Annotated in this window: 12 protein-coding genes and 1 pseudogene; 6 read left to right on the plus strand and 7 right to left on the minus strand. The window is 74.1% G+C overall.

What is annotated here, in order from left to right:
- Window positions 1-25: 25 nt before the first annotated feature.
- The 4 genes from ABZ805_RS07455 to ABZ805_RS07470 form a co-directional block, all read right to left on the minus strand.
- The gene (locus tag ABZ805_RS07455; protein ID WP_358435788.1) at window positions 26-871 is read right to left on the minus strand and encodes a sugar phosphate isomerase/epimerase family protein; all 846 of its coding nucleotides are present in this window, start codon (window positions 869-871) and stop codon (window positions 26-28) included.
- Window positions 868-2,043: a dihydrodipicolinate synthase family protein gene (locus ABZ805_RS07460; protein WP_358435790.1), complete on the minus strand. Its 1,176-nt coding sequence runs from the start codon at window positions 2,041-2,043 to the stop codon at window positions 868-870. Before ABZ805_RS07460 ends, ABZ805_RS07455 begins: the two co-directional genes overlap by 4 nt.
- Window positions 2,040-3,191 carry a Gfo/Idh/MocA family oxidoreductase gene (locus tag ABZ805_RS07465; RefSeq protein ID WP_358435793.1) on the minus strand — a complete coding sequence of 384 codons (1,152 nt, stop codon included), beginning with the start codon at window positions 3,189-3,191 and terminating at the stop codon, window positions 2,040-2,042. Before ABZ805_RS07465 ends, ABZ805_RS07460 begins: the two co-directional genes overlap by 4 nt.
- Window positions 3,192-3,521: 330 nt before the next feature.
- The gene (locus ABZ805_RS07470) at window positions 3,522-4,538 is read right to left on the minus strand and encodes a LacI family DNA-binding transcriptional regulator (RefSeq protein WP_358435795.1); all 1,017 of its coding nucleotides are present in this window, start codon (window positions 4,536-4,538) and stop codon (window positions 3,522-3,524) included.
- 128 nt (window positions 4,539-4,666) lie between these two features.
- On the opposite strand from ABZ805_RS07470, the pseudogene ABZ805_RS07475 reads away from it, so the two are divergent.
- The 4 genes and pseudogenes from ABZ805_RS07475 to ABZ805_RS07490 all read left to right on the plus strand — a co-directional run.
- Window positions 4,667-5,728 (plus strand): annotated as a pseudogene (locus ABZ805_RS07475) (aminotransferase class V-fold PLP-dependent enzyme); the annotation flags it as partial.
- Window positions 5,729-6,067: 339 nt separating this feature from the next.
- On the plus strand, window positions 6,068-8,164 hold the full coding sequence (locus tag ABZ805_RS07480; RefSeq protein ID WP_358435797.1) for a hydantoinase/oxoprolinase family protein: 2,097 nt from the start codon (window positions 6,068-6,070) through the stop codon (window positions 8,162-8,164).
- The gene (locus ABZ805_RS07485) at window positions 8,161-9,963 is read left to right on the plus strand and encodes a hydantoinase B/oxoprolinase family protein (protein WP_358435800.1); all 1,803 of its coding nucleotides are present in this window, start codon (window positions 8,161-8,163) and stop codon (window positions 9,961-9,963) included. The genes ABZ805_RS07480 and ABZ805_RS07485 overlap by 4 nt, the downstream gene beginning before the upstream one ends.
- A gap of 175 nt (window positions 9,964-10,138) precedes the next feature.
- Window positions 10,139-11,455: an amidase gene (locus tag ABZ805_RS07490; protein WP_358435803.1), complete on the plus strand. Its 1,317-nt coding sequence runs from the start codon at window positions 10,139-10,141 to the stop codon at window positions 11,453-11,455.
- A gap of 51 nt (window positions 11,456-11,506) precedes the next feature.
- Here ABZ805_RS07490 and ABZ805_RS07495 read toward each other — a convergent pair whose 3' ends face one another.
- The gene (locus ABZ805_RS07495; RefSeq protein WP_358435806.1) at window positions 11,507-12,889 is read right to left on the minus strand and encodes an MFS transporter; all 1,383 of its coding nucleotides are present in this window, start codon (window positions 12,887-12,889) and stop codon (window positions 11,507-11,509) included.
- Between the two features lie 262 nt (window positions 12,890-13,151).
- On the opposite strand from ABZ805_RS07495, the gene ABZ805_RS07500 reads away from it, so the two are divergent.
- On the plus strand, window positions 13,152-14,276 hold the full coding sequence (locus ABZ805_RS07500; protein WP_358435808.1) for a Gfo/Idh/MocA family oxidoreductase: 1,125 nt from the start codon (window positions 13,152-13,154) through the stop codon (window positions 14,274-14,276).
- On the plus strand, window positions 14,273-15,103 hold the full coding sequence (locus ABZ805_RS07505) for a PmoA family protein (protein ID WP_358435811.1): 831 nt from the start codon (window positions 14,273-14,275) through the stop codon (window positions 15,101-15,103). The genes ABZ805_RS07500 and ABZ805_RS07505 overlap by 4 nt, the downstream gene beginning before the upstream one ends.
- 43 nt (window positions 15,104-15,146) lie before the next feature.
- Here ABZ805_RS07505 and ABZ805_RS07510 read toward each other — a convergent pair whose 3' ends face one another.
- Both ABZ805_RS07510 and ABZ805_RS07515 read right to left on the minus strand, forming a co-directional pair.
- Complete coding sequence (locus tag ABZ805_RS07510) at window positions 15,147-16,652, minus strand: glycerol-3-phosphate dehydrogenase/oxidase (RefSeq protein WP_358435813.1); 1,506 nt, start codon at window positions 16,650-16,652, stop codon at window positions 15,147-15,149.
- Complete coding sequence (locus ABZ805_RS07515) at window positions 16,649-17,224, minus strand: TetR/AcrR family transcriptional regulator (RefSeq protein ID WP_358435815.1); 576 nt, start codon at window positions 17,222-17,224, stop codon at window positions 16,649-16,651. Before ABZ805_RS07515 ends, ABZ805_RS07510 begins: the two co-directional genes overlap by 4 nt.
- Window positions 17,225-17,234: the final 10 nt, after the last annotated feature.

The following is a 17,234-nucleotide window of genomic DNA, read 5'->3' on the forward strand; positions in this document are numbered from 1 at the left end:
GGTGCGCCGGAAGTGGGGCGGCGGCTCAGCCGTCGAGGTGGGGGAGGACGTGGTCCCGGTAGCGGGCGGTCATGGTGGCGAGGACCTCGTCGCCGGGGGTGGCCCAGACGTCGGCGTTGAAGATCTCCACTTCGACGTCCCCGGCGTAGCCGGTGGCCGCGACGAGCCGGGTGAGCGCGGCGAAGTCGATGACGCCGTCGCCCATCATGCCGCGGGACAGCAGCGGGTCCGGCGCGATCGGCAGCAGGAAGTCGCAGACCTGGTAGGCGGCGATGCGGCCCTCGCTCCCGGCGCGGGCGATGCTCGCCGCCAGCCGCGGGTCCCAGAACACGTGGAAGGTGTCGACCACGACGGCGACCACGTCCGGGGGATGCGGCCGCGCCAGGTCCAACGCTTGTTCCACTGTGGACAGCACGGCGCGGTCGGCGGCGTACATCGGGTGCAGCGCCTCCAGGGCCAGCCGCACCCCGTGCTCGCGGGCGACCGGGGCCAGGTCGGCGATCCGGTCCGCGACGCGCGCTCGCGCGCCCGCGAGGTCGCGGTCCCCGGCGGGGAGGCCGCCGACCACGACGACCAGCACGTCGGTGCCGAGCGCGGCGGCCTCCGCGATCGCGGCCCGGTTGTCGGCGAGCGCCGCGCGCACCTCGTGCGGGTCGGTGGCGGTGAGGAACCCGCCGCGGCACAGGCTGGAGACCCGCACTCCCGCGTCCCGCACCAGCTTCGCGGCGGCCGGTACGCCGACCTCGGCGACGCGGTCCCGCCACAGCCCCACCGCGGGCAGTCCGGCTCGCGCCGCGCCGTCCACCGCCTCGCGCAGCGTCCAGCCCTTCGTCGTCGCCGTGTTCAGCGACAACCGGGACCGGCCCGTCACGTCGCCACCCCGCTCACCGCCAGGAAGGACCGCATCCGCGCGACCGCCAGGTCCGGATCGACCAGCAGGCCCGCCCGGTCGGCGAGCCGGAACACCTCCGCCAGGTGCGGCACCGAGCGGCCCGCGTGCAGCCCGCCCGCCATCGCGAATCCCGGCTGGTGCCCGTTGAGCCAGGACAGGAACGCGATGCCGGTCTTGTAGTGGAACGTCGGTAGCTCGAACACCTTGCGGGCCAACGGTTCCGTACTGTCCAAGATGGACCTGGCCGTGCCGGGGTCGTCCCGGTCGAGGGCCTGGATCGCCGCCGAAGCCGCCGGGTGGATCGCCGCGAAGATCCCCAGCAGCGCATCCGAATACCCGGTGCCGTCGCCGACGACGAGCCGCGAGTAGTGGAAGTCGTCCCCGGTGTAGAGCCGCACCCCCGGTGGCAGCGCCCGGCGCAGCGCGAGCTCCTGCGCGGCGTCGAGCAGCGAGACCTTCACCCCGTCGACCTTCTCCGGCCGCTCCCGGATGATCCGCAGGAACGACTCGGCCGCCACCGCCACGTCCGCGCTGCCCCAGTACCCGGCCAGCCGCGGGTCGAACATCGGGCCCAGCCAGTGCAGGACCACCGGCGCGTCGGCTTCGGCCAGCAGCGCGCCGTAGACCTCGGCGTAGTCCTCGGCCGAACGCGCCACCGCCGCCAGCGCGCGGGACGCCATGAGGATCACCACGGCACCGCTGCCCGCCACCAGCGCGATCTGCTCCCGGTAGGCCCGCAGCACCACGTCCAGCCCGGCGCGCCCGGACGGCAGCGCGGCCGGGTCCAGCTGGTCGGTACCCGCGCCCGCCGCGATCGTCCCGCCGCAGGCCCGTGCCTCCGCGGTGGACCGGCGCACCAGCTCGGCCGCCTGCGCCCAGCCGACGCCCGCGCCGCGCTGCGCGGTGTCCATCGCCTCGGCGACACCGAGCCCGTCGGACCAGATCCGGTGCCGGGCCGCCAGCGTCGCGTCCCAGTCGACGTCGGCGGGCGTGCCGGGCACGTTCTCGCCCAGCACCCGCGGCACCACGTGCGCGGCCGCGTACGCGACGCGGGACCGCAGCGGGCCGTCCGGTCTCGGCCAGTCCCGCGGTTCGCCGAGCACGTGCTCGACCAGGCGTCCGTCCGCGGTCGGCAGCAGCAGCGCGGTCACAGGACCACCTCGGCGAGCTCGACGCGGCGGCCTTCGCGGGACGACGCCAGCCCGGCCTCGGTGAGCTGCAAACCCCGCACCCCGGCCGGGAAGTCGTACGGGTGCTCGGCGTCGTCGTGCAGGTGGCGGACGAACTGCTCCCACTGCGCGCGGAACCCGTTGGCAGGCACCTCGTCGTCCGGGACCTCCGGCCACTGCGCGCGGAACGGCGTCGGCTCCACCAGATCCGGGTTCCACACCGGGGACGGGGTGTGCGCGCGGTGCTGCGCGCGGCAGCGGTGCAGGCCGGCGACCGCGCTGCCGTGCGTGCCGTCGACGTGGAACTCCACCAGCTCGTCGCGGTGCACCCGCGTCGCCCACGAGGAGTTCAGCTGCGCCACGACCCCACCGGTGAGTTCGAAGGTCGCGTAGGCGGCGTCGTCGGCGGTCGCGGTGTAGCCGCGGCCCTGCTCGTCCCAGCGCTGCGGGACGTGCGTGACGACCCGCGCGGTGACCGCCTCGACCCGGCCGAACAGGTTCTCCAGCAGGTAGTTCCAGTGCGGGAACATGTCGGTGGTGATGCCGCCGCCGTCCTCCGCGCGGTAGTTCCAGCTCGGGCGCTGCGCCGGGCGCAGATCGCCCTCGAACACCCAGTAGCCGAACTCGCCGCGCACCGACAGCACGCGGCCGAAGAACCCGGACTCCACCAGCCGCCGAAGCTTCAGCAGGCCCGGCAGGTACAGCTTGTCGTGCACCACCCCGGCGCGGACCCCCGCATCGCGCGCCGCGCGGGCCAGCCGCAGCGCACCCGCGACGTCCGAGGCGACGGGCTTCTCGGTGTAGACGTGCTTGCCCGCGGCGATCGCGCGGGTGATGGCCGCTTCGCGGGCCGAGGTGACCTGCGCGTCGAAGTACAGCCGGTCGTCGTCCGCGGACAGCGCGGTGTCCAGGTCCGTCGTCCAGCGGTCCAGGCCGTGGCGCGCCGCGAGTTCCGCCAGCTTCGCCGGATCGCGGCCGACGAGGACCGGGTCGAGCTGCACCCGGGTGCCGTCGGAGAGCCGCACCCCGCCCTGTTCGCGCAGGGCGAGGACCGACCGCACCAGGTGCTGCCGGTACCCCATCCTGCCGGTGACGCCGTTCATCACGACGCCCAGCCGTCGCTCGGTCATGCGAGTACCGCCCCTCTGGAAAGCGCTTACCGAAACCGTAGGTGCAAGAGGGGGCCCGGAACAAGATGCATCGGAAAGCGCTTCCCGCGATGTGCGCCCGCGAGGCCCCAGCACGACGCCCCATCGGTCCGGCGTGCCGCGCCCGAAGGGCGCCCGCCCGCAGCACCGCGCGGACCGCGAACGAGCGGGCCACCAGGACCGTTCTCGTGCCGTGGCGCTCAGGTGAGTGGCCCATTCGCCCAACGGCGCTGGGCGAATGGGCCATTCACCTCGCGCAGGCGCTCCGGTGGACGGGGGCTGGGTGAGTGGATCGTTCGTCGAAGGGACGGGTCAGCGGCCGGGGGTGCTCTCCCGGAGCACGACCTCGCCGCGGACCTTGCGGCGGCGCGGTTTCTCCTGCTCGGTGCCGAGCACCAGGTCCAGCGCCATCCGGCCCATCTCCGCCAGTGGCAGCCGCACCGTGGTCAGCCCGGGCGTGACGTCGCGCAGCGTGGCGATGTCGTCGAACCCGGCCACCGCCACGTCCTGCGGCACCCGCACCCCGCGCTCCCGGCAGGCGGCCATCGCGCCCAGCGCCATCAGGTCGTTGATCGCGAAGACGCAGTCGACGTCCGGGTGCTCGTCCAGCAGCCGGTGCATCGCCCGGACACCTCCGTCGCGGCTGAACTCCTCGGCCGCGCACACCGGCTCGCCGTCCGCGGACTTCCGCCACCCGGCGAGGAACCCGTCCCGCCGGTCCCGGGACACCAGCAGGCGTTCCGGGCCGGTGAGCACCGCGGGCCGCCGGTAGCCGAGCTCGGCGAGCCGCACCGCCAGGTCCTGGGCGCCGCGCCGGTTGTCCACCACCACGGTGTCCACCGGCAGCCGCGGTTCGCTGATCGCCGCGACCCGGCCGCCGGAGGCGGTGAACGGTTCCACGTGCGCCGCGAGTTCCCGCAGGTGCGCCCGATCGTTGATCCTGCTGCCCGCCAGCACGATCGCCCGGCCGCGCTGGCGGCGCAGCGCGGCCAGCAGCTCCAGCTCCCGTTCGGGCCTGCCGCCGGTGCTGCACAGCATCACCAGCAGCCCGTGCTCCTCGGCGGCGGTGGCCAGTCCGGCGGCGATGGTGGAGAAGTACGGGTCGGCGATGTCGTTGACCAGCAGCCCCACCAGGTCGGTGGAGCCCTTGGCCATCGACTGGGCCTGCGCGTTGGGGGTGTAGCCGAGCCGTGCGGCGGCGGCCAGCGTCCGGTCGTGCAGTTCGGCCCGGACGACCCGCTCGCTGCCGTTGAGGGCGCGGGAGGCCGTGGCGAGGGAGACCCCCGCTTCCTTGGCGACGTCGGTCAAGGTCGCTGCTCGTGCGGCCACATCGCTCCTTCCCGGGAATGCGTATTCCGAGGATAGCGCCCGGTTCGTCCGGTGGGTGACCGCGCCGCGCGGCGGTCCGAGGTGGACCGCGGCCGGTCGGGCCGGTCGCGCGGAGTAGTTTCGCCGCCATGCCGCTGCCGCAGGACTACCTCGACCAGTTCACCGAGAGCCCCGGGTACCTGGACTTCGCCCGCTTCGGCCCGCCGTCGCGCGCGGTGCGGGAGGCCGCGGCGCGGCTGCTGGAACGGGCGGGCACCGCCGATCACTCCACAGTGGACGACCTGATGCGCGCGGACGCCGAGGCGCGGTCCCGGGTGGGCCGGCTGTGCGGGTTCCCCGCCGACCAGGTGGTGCTGCAGCCGAACACGAGCACCGCGCTGTTCCAGGCGGCGTTCGCCACCGGGGGAGCGGTGCTGGTCTCCGGCGCGGAGTTCCCCGCCAACACCTACCCGTGGTCCCGGGCCGCCGAGGCCGGCCGGATCCAGGTGCGGCCGTGGTCCCCGCCGGACGGGCTGGTCACCCCGGAGGCGGTGCGCGCCGGGCTCGACGACGAGGTCACCGCGGTCGCGGTGAGCGCGGTGGACTTCCGCACCGGTCACCGCGCCGACCTCGCGGGCATCCGCGAGGTGATCGGGGACCGGCTGCTGGTGGTCGACGCGATCCAGGCGCTCGGCGCCGTCCGGGCGGACTGGGCGGCGGCGGACGTGCTGGTCGCGGGCGGGCAGAAGTGGCTGCGCGCCGGGTGGGGGACCGGTTTCGCGGTGCTCTCGGCGCGCGCCCTGGACCGGCACCGCCCGCTGCTGTCCGGCTGGACCGGCGCGCGGGACCCGGGCCGCTTCGACGGGGAGGTGCGGGAACCGGTGCCGGGCGCCGGGTCCTGGTCGATCACGAACCTCAGCCCGGTGTCGGCGGGGGAGCTGGCCGCCGCGCTCGACCTGGTGGAACGGGCCGGGATCGCGGAGATCGAGGCCCGCATCGCCGAGCGGGTCGGCGAGCTCGCGGAGGAGCTGCGCTCGGCGGGCGCGCGGATCACCTCGGCACCGCCGCCGCGCAGCGGCATCCTCACCTTCGACCTGCCGGGGCACCCGTCCCGCGAGGTCGCCGCCGAGCTGGCCGCCGCCGGCATCGCCGCCACCGGCCGGGACGAGCACGTCCGGCTCGCCCCGCACGCCTCCACGTCCGCGGACGCGGTGCGGCAGGTCGGGGCGGTGCTGCGCGGGCGCTGAGCCAGGGCTCGCCCGCAAAAGTCAGACGTTTTTCCTCGCGAAGCTCGGCACCGGACGGGGGCTCGTCCGGCGCCGCTTCGGCGTGCCGCGTTTGCGATGGTCGGCCGAGCCCGGTGGGGCGAACGGCCCGATCCGGTGCGGCGGACGTCGGCATCCGAAAATGTCAGATGTATTGCTTCCGGACTCGGTGAGCCAGCATACTTCTGCCCGGCCGGACGTGACGTGGCTCGCACCCCGGCCGCGCGGGCGAGCGGAACCTCCCGCGCAGGACAACGTCGTCCGAGACGAGGAGCAGACCAGGCGATGAAACGCATCGGAGTGGACGTCGGCGGCACCTTCACCGACCTCATGTACTGGGACGAGGACGGCTCGATCGCCGTGCACAAGGTCCCGTCCACACCCCACGACCCCTCGCTGGCCACCGTGGACGGCGTCCGGCAGCTCGCCGAGCGGACCGGCATCTCCGTGCGCGACCTGGACCAGTTCCTGCACGGCACCACCGTCGCCACCAACATCGTGCTGGAGCACGACGGCGCCGACGTCGGGCTCATCACCACCGAGGGCTTCCGCGACGTCCTGCACATCGCGCGCAAGAAGCGGCCGCTGAACTACTCCTCCTACCAGGACCTGCCCTGGCAGAAGTGGCAGCTGGTGCGCCGCCGCAACCGGCGGGTCGTGCCGGAGCGGATCGACGCCGCCGGTGAGGTGCTGGTGCCGCTGGACCTCGACGCGGCCCGCGAGCAGGTGCGCGCGCTGCGCGACAGCGGGGTGCAGGCCATCGCCGTGTGCTTCCTGCACGCCTACCGCAACCCCGTGCACGAGCAGGCCGTCAAGGAGATCGTCGAGCAGGAGTGCCCCGGCGTGTTCGTCTCGCTCTCCAGCGAGGTCGCGCCGCAGTACCGGGAGTACGAGCGGTTCTCCACCACCGCGCTCAACGCCTTCGTCGGCCCCAAGGTCTCCGGCTACATCGACAACCTCGCCGCGACCACCCGCGACGCCGGGGTGCGCGGCGACATCCGGCTGATGACCTCCGCGGGCGGGCTGATCTCCTCGCGCCGCGCCGCGGACAACCCGGTGCTGCTGCTGACCAGCGGCGTGGTCGCGGGCCTGCTCGGCGGCTGCGCGATCGGCGCGGCCTCCGGGTACCCGAGCGTGATCACCCTCGACGTGGGCGGCACCTCCGCGGACATCGGGGTGGCTCCGGACGGGGCGCTGCGGATGAAGCACCTGCTGGACACCCGCATCGGCGACTACCACGCGATGGTGCCGATGGCGGAGGTCGACACCATCGGCGCCGGGGGCGGCTCGATCGCGTTCGTCGACGCGGGCGGCATGTTCCGCGTCGGCCCGCGCAGCGCCGGGGCCACGCCCGGCCCGGCCTGCTACGCGCGCGGCGGCACCGAACCGACCAGCACCGATGCGATGGTCGCGATGGGCTGGCTGCGCGCCGACAGCTTCCTGTCCGGCTCGATGCACGTCGAACCGGCGCTGGCCACCAGGGCGATCGAGGAGCACGTCGCCACCCGGCTGGACACCTCGGTGGAGCAGGCCGCGATCGGCATCGTGCAGATCCTCGCGCACGCCATGACCGAGGCGATCAGCCTGCACTCGGTCCGCAAGGGTTACGACCCGCGGGACTTCTCCCTGGTCGCCGAAGGAGGCGCCGGACCGCTCTACGCCTGGCACATCGCCGAGCAGCTGCGGGTGCCGCGGGTGATCGTGCCGCACCACCCGGGCATCGCCTCCGCGATGGGCCTGCTCAGCACCGACATCCGGGTCGAGACGCCCGCGACGGTGTGGACGTCCTCGGCGGACCCGGACCTGCCGCGGATCGCCGCCGAGTTCGACCGGCTCGGCGCCCAAGCCGTCGAGCAGCTCGCCGCGGACGGCCTCGACCCCGCCGAGATCGTGCTGGAGCGCAGCCTCGACTGCCGCTACCTCGGACAGGGCTACGAGCTGCGGGTGCCCGCCCCGCCCGGTGACATCGACGAAGCGTGGATGGCCGCAGCCGCCGACGCGTTCCACGAGGTGCACGAGCGCACCTACTCGCAGCGCTTCGACGACAAACCGGTGCACCTGGTCAACGTGCGCGTCGCCGCGGTCGGCCGCGTCGGGCACGTGCCGCTCGCCGAGGTCGAAGCGGGCGGTCCGGACGCCTCCGCGGCGATCAAGACCACCACCGACGCGCTGTTCTGGACCCCCGACAACCAGCCGAAGACGTTCGCCACCCCCGTCTACGACCGGGCGCTGCTGCGCGCGGGCCACGAGCTGACCGGCCCGGCGATCATCGAGCAGTTCGACTCCACCACCGTCGTCGGCCCGCAGCAGACCGCCACCATCGACCGGGTCGGCCACATCATCATCGACACCGCCGCCGGACGCGAAGGAGACCAGCGATGACCGCCCTCGACCCGGCAGGCGTGTCCCTGGCCGGAACCGCACCCGGCAACTTCACCACCGTCGAGGTCGACCCGATCACGCTGCGGGTCATCGGCGGCGCGCTCAACAGCATCGCCAAGGAGATGGCGCAGATCCTCTACCGGATGGCGTACTCCAGCCTCATCCGCGAGTCCGAGGACCTCGGCGCGGGCATCTTCGACGCGCACGGCCGGGAGCTGTGCGAATCGGACTCCACGCCGATGCACTGCGGTTCCATCCCCGCCTACATCCGCGGCATCGACCGCAAGCTCGCCGGGACCTACCGGCCGGGGGACGTGGTGCTGCACAACCACCCGTACCACGGGGCCGCGCACTCGCCGGACTACGGGATCATGATCCCGATCTTCTTCGGCGGCGTGCACATCGGCTTCGCCGGCTGCACCGGGCACGTGTCCGACATCGGCGGGAACTTCCCCGGGCTGTGCATGGACGTCGTGGACGTGTGGGCCGAGGGCAAGCTGATGGACGCGGTGAAGATCTACGACGCCGGGGTCCGCAACGAGGCGCTCATCCAGCACATCCTGGACAACGTCCGCACCCCCGAGCAGAACGCGGGCGACCTCGAAGCCCTGATCGCCTGCGCGCGGCTCGGCGAGCGGCGGTTCCTGGAACTGCTGGAGCGCTACGGGCTGGACGTGGTGATGTCCGCCGCCGAGAAGTGGATGGACTACTCGGAGGACATGCTGCGCCGCAAGATCCGCGAGCTCCCCGACGGCGAGTACACCGCCCCCGCGTCCTACCTGGACGACGACGGCAAGAACCGGGACGTGCCGCTCAAGGTCGCCGTCACCGTCAAGGTGCAGGACGACGAGGTGGTCGTGGACCTCACCGGCTCGCACGACCAGGTGCCCACCGCGTTCAACGTGCCCTTCGAGGGTTCGGTGCTGCCGACGGTGGCCTCCGCGGTCCGCACCCTGCTGCTGGACGAGGCGCTGACCGAGGAGTTCGTGCCGCAGAACGACGGCTGCTTCCGCCCCGCGAAGGCCTACGCGCCGGAGGGCACCCTGTTCAACCCGGACTTCCCGGCGTCCTGCTTCGCGCGGTTCTCCCAGATCAACCGGATCTTCGACTCGATCAACCTGGCGCTGGCCGACGTGCTGCCGGACCGGGCGGTCGCCGGCTCCTCCGCCGCGCTGTGCGCGATCGCCTACTCCGGGATCGCCGCGGACGGGAAGTCGTACTGGGTGTACATCGAGATCAACGAGGGCTCCTACGGCGGGCGCAACGGCAAGGACGGGCTGGACTGCGTCGACTCGCTGATGGCCAACACCCGGAACAACCCCATCGAGGAGCTGGAGCTCAACCACGCGATGCTCGCCGAGCGCTACGAGCTGCGCGACGAACCCCCGGCGCCCGGGCGGTACCGGGGCGGCATCGGCAGCGTGCGCAAGTGGCGGATGCTCACCGACACCTTCATCGGCTCCGAGGCCGACAACCGCACCGACCCGCCGAAGGGCCTGGAAGGCGGGCACGACGGGCGCGCCGGATCGTTCACCCGCAACGCGGGGACCTCGGCCGAGGAACCGATGTACTCCAAGGTGACGCAGGAGAAGTGCGCGGCGGGCGACACGCTGGAGATCAAGCTGCCCTCCGGCGGCGGTTACGGCGACCCGTTCCGGCGCGACCCGGCGGCGGTGCTGGAGGACGTCCTCGACGACTTCGTCTCCGCCGAGGACGCGCGCGAGCACTATGGCGTCGTCGTCGACCTCGCCGCGGGCACCGTCGACCGGGCGGCGACGGAACGGCTGCGGGCGGGCTGAGCTCCGCCCCGGGTGAACGGCCCGCTCGTCCGGGCTCAGCGGTCGGACGGGCCGTTCACCCGGCGGGTTCCGCCGTCGCGCGGCGCCTGGCCGTGGGAACGCGGAGCAGGCCGGTGGGAACGAGGAGGGCCGGTGGGAACGAGGAGGGCCGGTGGGAACGAGGAGGAGCGCTGCCGTGGGAGCGGTTCGAGATCGGGTGCGGGCGGGACTGGACCGGGCGGCGGCGGAGAACCCGCGGCTGCGCGCGCTGATCAGCACCAGGGACGAGGCGGCGCTGCGCGAAGCCGACGAGCTGGACGCCGCCACCGGTGAACCCGGCCTGCTGCACGGGCTCACCACCACGATCAAGGACAACATCGACGTCGCGGGCGTGCCCACCACCGCGGGCACCCGCCACCACGCCACCGGTCCGGCCGCGGCCGACGCGACGGTGAGCCGGTTGCTGCGCGAGGCGGGCGCGGTGGTGCTCGGCAAGGCCAACCTCGCCGAGTTCGCGATGGGCGTGGTCGGGCGCAACGCGACCTTCGGCGACTGCCGCAACGCGGTCGACGAGGCGCGGATCTCCGGCGGCTCCAGCAGCGGTTCCGCGGTGTCGGTGGCGGCCGGGATGTGCGCGGCCTCGCTGGGCACCGACACCGGTGGCTCCGGCCGGGTTCCGGCCGCCGTCAACGGGATCGTCGGGGTGCGCCCCACCCTCGGGCGGGTATCCGGTGCGGGCGTGTTCCCGGTGAGCACCTCCTTCGACACCGTCACCCCGATCGCCCGCGACGTGCGCACCGCCGCGGAGGTGCTCGCCGTCCTCGACGCCTGGGACCCCGCCGACCCGCACTCGGTGCGCGCCGAGCGGGTCCCGGTGCTCTCCGCGCTGGCCGACGGCGCGGCCGGATTGCGGGTGGGGGTACCGGTGAACTTCTTCTTCGACGACGTGGACCCCGGGGTCGACGCGGTGGTCCGGGCCGCGATCGACGCGCTCGGCCGCGCCTGCGGGCCGGTGCGCGAGGTGCGGGTGCCCGGCGCCGAACTCGCCCAGCCGCGGATGCTCGACGTGATGTACCCGGAGGCCGCCGCCGTGCACGCGGACCGGGTCCGGGACCGGCCGGAGACGCTCGACCCGGACGTGCTGCGCCGCATCCGACTCGGCCACGACGTGCCGCCGGAGCGCCGCGAACGCGGCCGGGAGTGGCGCCGCGAGTTCCAGCGCGGGGTGCACGCCCTGTTCGCGGAGGTCGACGTGCTGGTGACGCCGACGATCCCGGTGGACGTGCCGCGGCGGGACGCCGTGGACCTGGCCGACTCCACCCGGTCCATCGCCCGGTTCACCTACGCGTGGTCGATGTACGGCGGGCCCGCGGTGAGCGTGCCGTGCGGCGTGCACCCGGCTTCGGGCCTGCCGGTCGGGCTCCAGTTGACCGCGGCGCCCTGGTGCGACCACCTCGCGCTGCGCGCCGCCCAGGTCGTCGAGGAGCTCCGCGCGCCCGGACCGCGCAGGTGAATGGCCCACCGGACCGTCGTGGTGGGTCCGATGGGCCATTCACCTGAGGTGTCAGCGGGATTGGGCGCGGAGCCGGTCGAAGTCCTCCTTCGAGAGGGGCCGCGCGTCCGCCTCGCCCAGGTCGGCCAGCGGGATGCGGTGCGTCTCGCGCGCCGACCAGGCCGCCACCGCGCCGAGGACGGTGATGCCGAAGCACAACGAGCCCACCACCAGCGGGACGTTCGCCGACCCGGGCGGCGCGACGAGCGCGAAGATGCTCGGCAGGAACGCGGTGATCGCCAGCCCGAGGTTCTGCGCGATCGCGAACCCGGTCACCCGGGTGCGGGCCGGGAACAGCTCCTGGAAGTAGCTCGCGAACGTCGCGTTCCACACCTGGTAGAAGATCCCCCAGGCCAGGATCGCCAGCACCACCGCCAGCACCACGTTCCCCTGGCCCACCGACCACAGGTACGCGTAGGAGAACACCCCCGACCCGAGCGAACCGATGATCATCAGCGGGCGGCGGCCGAACCGGTCGGACAGGTTCGCGAACCACGGGATGAGCAGCAGCGCCACCAGGTTCGCCACCACCGGGATCCACAGGTAGACGCTCTTGTCCATCTCGATCCCGTACCCGGGCTGGGTGGCGTAGGCGGCGCCGAACACCGACACCACCACGCCGACCACGTTCACCAGCGTCATGCAGGTCGCCCGCAGCACGTCGAGGCCGCTCTCCCGCAGCACCTGCACGATCGGTGCCCGCTGCGGGCGCCGCCGCTGCTGCTCGGATTCGAACAGCGCGCTCTCGGCGACGCGGCGCCGGATCAGGTACCCGGCGAACACGACGACGGCGCTGAGCAGGAACGGCACCCGCCAGCCCCACGCGTCGAAGGCCTCGTCGCTGAGGAACGCCGACAGCGGCAGGAACATGGCGGCGGCGATGACCTGGCCCGCCTGGGTGCCGTGCAGGCTGAAGCTCGCGTAGTAGCCGCGCCTGCCGAACGGCGCCTGCTCCACGATCATCGCGCTGGCGCCGCTGAGCTCCCCGGCCACCGCGAAGCCCTGCACGAACCGCAGCAGCACCAGCAGCACGGGCGCCAGCATCCCCACCTGGTGGTAGGTGGGCAGCAGCGCGACGGCGAACGTGGACAGGCCCATCAGCAACATCGCCAGCACGAGCACGTTCTTGCGGCCCCGCCGGTCGCCCCAGTGCCCGAGCACGACGGCGCCGATGGGCCGGGCGACGTAGCCGACCGCGTAGGTGCCCAGCGAGGCCACCAGCGCGACGGTGGGGTCGCCCTCGGGGAAGAAGATGGTGGGGAAGACCAGCGCGGCGGCCTGCGCGTAGACGAACCAGTCGTAGTACTCCAGCGCGCTGCCGATCCATCCGCTGGCGGCCGCTCTGCGCGGTGTGCCGCGGGATGCGGCGGATCTGCCTCCGGTGTCGGTGCTCACGGGTGCCTCCTCGGCGTGCTGCGGTGACGTCGTTGTTCCGTTCAGCGGGGTGCAGGCCGCCATGCGGCCGAACCGGTCGAGGGGCCGAGGCGCACGCAGTCTGGGTAAGCGCTTTCCAGATGGAACCGGCAGCGGGATTCGGTGTCAACACCCGGTTTTCGCCACCGCCGACCACGGGTGGCGAGATGTGGAATGCGCTTTCCAGGATCGTGGTCCGCTCGCTACGATGCGCACCGGTGACCCCCGCTCCAGGTGAGGATCGATGACCGAGACGACGACGGTCGTGCTGGCGGGCCTGCACGGCCACGGCCGCTGGCACCTGCGGCAACTGCGGCGGCTGCGCGGCATCGGCGTCCGGCTCGCCGGGATCTGCGACCCGGTGCCGCCCGCGGACGCGGACCGCGAACTCATCGGCGACGTGCCGGTCGAAGCCGAGCTCGGCGCGCTGCTGGCGCGGGTCCGGCCGGACGTGACGATCGTGTGCACCCCCATCCACACCCACTCGGAACTCGCGCTGCTGGCGGCGGAATCCGGTTCGCACCTGCTGCTGGAGAAGCCACCGGCCCCGACGCTCGCCGAGTTCGACCGGCTCGCGGCGGGGCTGGAGCGCACCGGGCGCGCCTGCCAGATCGGGTTCCAGAGCCTCGGTTCGCACGCCCTCGCGCACGCCCGCCGGTTGCTCGCCGCGGGTGCGGTCGGGGAGGTGCGCGGGATCGGTGCGGCCGGGGCGTGGCGGCGCGACACCGCGTACTACGCGCGCGCCCGCTGGGCCGGGCGCCGGGAGCTGGACGGCGTGCCGGTCGTCGACGGCGCGCTCACCAACCCGTTCGCGCACGCCACCGCCACCGCGCTCGCCCTCGACGGCGCGGCCGGGGACGAACCGCCGCGCGAGCTGGAGGTGCGGCTGCACCGGGCGAATCCGATCGAGGCCGACGACACCTCCGGGCTGCGGATGGTCACCGCGCGCGGCACCACCATCGCCGTCGCGGGCACGCTCTGCGCCGAACGGGAGGTCGAGCCGCACGTGGTGGTGCACGGCAGCCGCGGCAGGCTCGTCCTCGAATACCGGACCGGCAGGCTGCGCGTCGACTCCGCCGGCCGCAGGAGCGAGTTCGAGCTCGGCGGCACCGGCCTGCTCGCGAACCTGGTGGCGCACGTCCGGGACCCGGCGGTCCCGCTCCTGGTCCCGCCCGCCGCCACCCGGCCGTTCATGCGGGTGCTCGAAGCGGTCCGGCTCGCGCCCGAACCGCGTCCGATCCCGCACCTGGTCGACCGCAGCGGGCCGCACCCCCGGTGCGTGGTCCCCGGCGTCGACGCGGCCGTGGTCCGCGCGGCGGAGGAGCTCCGGTTGCTGTCCGAAGTGGACTTCCCGGCGGTGGCGCGATGATCGCGGACCTGCGGCTGGGTGGTGCGGTCGTCGCCGGCTACCGCGATGGGGCGGACCTGCCCGCACACCTCGGCCCGCGCCCGCACCTGCACCCGGTGCGCACCCTCCGCGGCACCGCCGTGACCGCGGTGCGGCCCGCGGATCACCCGTGGCACCTCGGGTTCTCCCTGGCCGCGCAGGACGTGGACGGCTGGAACCTGTGGGGCGGCGCCACCTACCTGCGCGGGCTCGGCTACGTGCAGCGCGCCGACCACGGGCGGATCGAGCACCTCGGTTTCGACGAGGTCCGCCCGAACGAGCTCCGGCAGCGGCTGCACTGGTGCGCGCCGGACGGCTCGGTGCTGCTGGCCGAACGGCGCCTGCTGCGGAGCCTGCCCGCCGCGGACGGCTGGGAGCTGGACGTGCGCGCCGAGCTCACCAACCCCACCGGGCGGGACATCAGGATCGGCAGTCCCGCCACGAACGGCCGGGCGGGCGCCGGGTACGGCGGTTTCTTCTGGCGCCTGCCCGGGGCCGGCGAGCCGTTCACCGCCGACGCCGCGGGCGAGGCGGAGGTGCACGACCGCACCGCGCCGTGGCTCGCCTGGGCGGGCCGGGACCACACCCTGGTGTTCACCGGCGCCGAACCCGACCCGTGGTTCGTGCGCACGTCCGACTACCCGGGCGTCGGCGCGCAGCTGGCGTCCCGGGAACCGGTGGTCCTCGCCCCGGGCGCCGTGCTGGCGCGCGGGTTGCGGGTCCTCATCGCCGACGGGGCGCTGGATCGCGCCGCCGCGCGGCGGTGGGCGGAGACCGAGCCGCGGGAGCGCGTCCGCGGATCGGGGTGAAGGGTCGGGTTCCTCGCCGTGTGCGGCGGCGGGGAGCCCGTCTTCAGCCCGCCCGCAGCGCCTCCTCCGCGGCGGGGACCGCGCGCTCGCGATCGGCCGGTACCAGGCCGATGCGGGTCCGGCGGTCGAGCAGGTCGGCGACGTCGAGCGCGCCTTCGCTGCGCACCGCGAAGCGGAGTTCGGCGGGGCGGACGCCGAGCCCGTCGATCGGTTCGAGCAGCCGCGGATCGCCGTCGGCCGCGGCGACCACGGCCGGTGCCTCGGTGCCGTAGCGGGCGACCAGGTCCCGCGGAGCATCCACAGTGGACAACCGAGTGCGGGGTGCGGCGCCGAGCAGCGGCAGGTTCCCGGTGCGGCACGGCCGCCGCGCGATCCCGGCGGCGTCCACCGCGTCCTGCGCCATCTTCCGGTAGGTGGTCAGCTTCCCGCCGACCACGCTGATCACCCCGTCCGGTCCGGTGCGCACCGCGTGCTCGCGGGAGAGGTCCGAGCTGGCACCCTCCCCGCCGTCCAGCAGCGGGCGCAGCCCCGAGTAGGTGCCCAGCACCTCGTCCCGCCGGATCGGCCGCGCCAGCACCGAGTTCACCGTGTCCAGCAGGAACCCGACCTCCCGCTCGTCGGCGGTGGGCACGTCCGGGATCGGGCCGTGCTGCTCCTCGTCGGTGAGCCCGATGTAGACCCGGCCGTTCCCGGCGGGCAGCGCGAGCGCGAACCGGTTCGTGGTCCCCGGGATGGGCACCGTCAGCCCGGCGCCCAGCCCGCCGAACAGCTCGTCGGAGACCACCAGGTGCGTTCCGCGGCTCGGCCGCAGCCGCAGGCCGGGTGCCACCGCACCGGCCCACACCCCGGCCGCGTTGATCACCGCGCGGGCGCGCAGCGGGATCTCGCCGCCGCCGAGGTGGTCCCGCAGCACCGCGCCCTCGCCGGTGACCTGCTCGGCCGAGCAGCGGGTGAGCACCGTCGCGCCGTGCGCGGCGGCGGTGCGCGCGATCCCGACGACCAGCCGCGCGTCGTCGACCAGCTGCCCGTCCCAGGACAGCAGCCCGCCGCGCAGCCGGTCCTGGCGCACCGCGGGCACCATGCGCCGCGTCTCGACGCGGGAGACACGGCGCGGCGCGGGCAGCGTTGCCCCGGAGGTGCCGGAGCCGCGGCGCAGCAGGTCGCCCGCCAGGAATCCGGCCCCGACCAGCGCCGCCCGGCCCGCGCCGATCCCGCCGACCAGCGGCAGCAGCTGCGGCAGCGGGCGGACCAGGTGCGGGGCGGTGCGCTCCATCAGCACCCGGCGCTCGACCGCGCTCTCGTAGGCGATGCCGACGGCTCCGGAGGCGAGGTAGCGCAGCCCGCCGTGCACCAGCTTCGAGCTCCAGCGGCTGGTGCCGAATGCGAGGTCGTGCTTCTCGGCCAGCACGACGCGCAGCCCGCGGGAGGCGGCGTCCAGCGCGACTCCGGCGCCGGTCACCCCGCCTCCGACGACGAGCAGGTCCACTTCGGGGTGTTCGGCGAGCTCGGCCAGTTCGCGGGTGCGGCGGGCGGCGTTCAGGGCGGTCATCGTGCTCCCTCCTCGGGGCGCAGGTAGGCGTCGAGCGCGGTGCGCAGCTGTTCGTCGAGCCGGTCCGGTGGCAGCACGTCGGAGACGATGCGGGCGGAGACCACCGCGGACTGCACCTGCAGCAGCACCATCGCGGCGAGTTCGTCCGGATCGCCCGCGCGGATCGAGCCGCCCTGCTGCCCGTGCCGGATGGCGCCGGTGAGGACGTCGAGGATGTGGTGCTGGCTGGTGCCGAGCCGGTCGAACACGTAGGTGATCAGCAGTTCGGGATCGGTCTCCAGGACCTTCCGGAACAGCGGGTGGTCGCGCACGGCGGAGGCGGTGCGCACGATCCGCTCGACGCCGTCGGCGCGCGATCCGCCCCCGGTGTCGGCGGGCAGCAGCGCGACGAGTTCGCGGGTGAGCAGGTCGGCCGAGAGCGTCCGCACGTCCGGCCAGCGGCGGTACACCGTCGGCCTGCTCACGCCCGCGCGGCGAGCGATCTCGGCGAGGGTGGTGCGGCGCATCCCGACGGCGAGCACGCATTGCGCGGCGGCGTCCAGGATCGCCTCGTCGTTACGACTTGACGTCATGTGTAAAACT

Origin of the sequence: Saccharopolyspora sp. NPDC047091, assembly GCF_040643635.1 — a bacterium.
In the GTDB taxonomy this organism is placed as follows: Bacteria; Actinomycetota; Actinomycetes; order Mycobacteriales; family Pseudonocardiaceae; genus Saccharopolyspora_C.

What these genes read in the sequence shown, in the direction of transcription:
- ABZ805_RS07465 (WP_358435793.1), bottom strand. Translation starts at nt 3,191, where the DNA reads ATGACCGAGCGACGGCTGGGCGTCGTGATGAACGGCGTCACCGGCAGG.
- ABZ805_RS07480 (WP_358435797.1), top strand. Translation starts at nt 6,068, where the DNA reads ATGAAACGCATCGGAGTGGACGTCGGCGGCACCTTCACCGACCTCATG.
- ABZ805_RS07485 (WP_358435800.1), top strand. Translation starts at nt 8,161, where the DNA reads ATGACCGCCCTCGACCCGGCAGGCGTGTCCCTGGCCGGAACCGCACCC.
- ABZ805_RS07500 (WP_358435808.1), top strand. Translation starts at nt 13,152, where the DNA reads ATGACCGAGACGACGACGGTCGTGCTGGCGGGCCTGCACGGCCACGGC.
- ABZ805_RS07505 (WP_358435811.1), top strand. Translation starts at nt 14,273, where the DNA reads ATGATCGCGGACCTGCGGCTGGGTGGTGCGGTCGTCGCCGGCTACCGC.
- ABZ805_RS07510 (WP_358435813.1), bottom strand. Translation starts at nt 16,652, where the DNA reads ATGACCGCCCTGAACGCCGCCCGCCGCACCCGCGAACTGGCCGAGCTC.
- ABZ805_RS07515 (WP_358435815.1), bottom strand. Translation starts at nt 17,224, where the DNA reads ATGACGTCAAGTCGTAACGACGAGGCGATCCTGGACGCCGCCGCGCAA.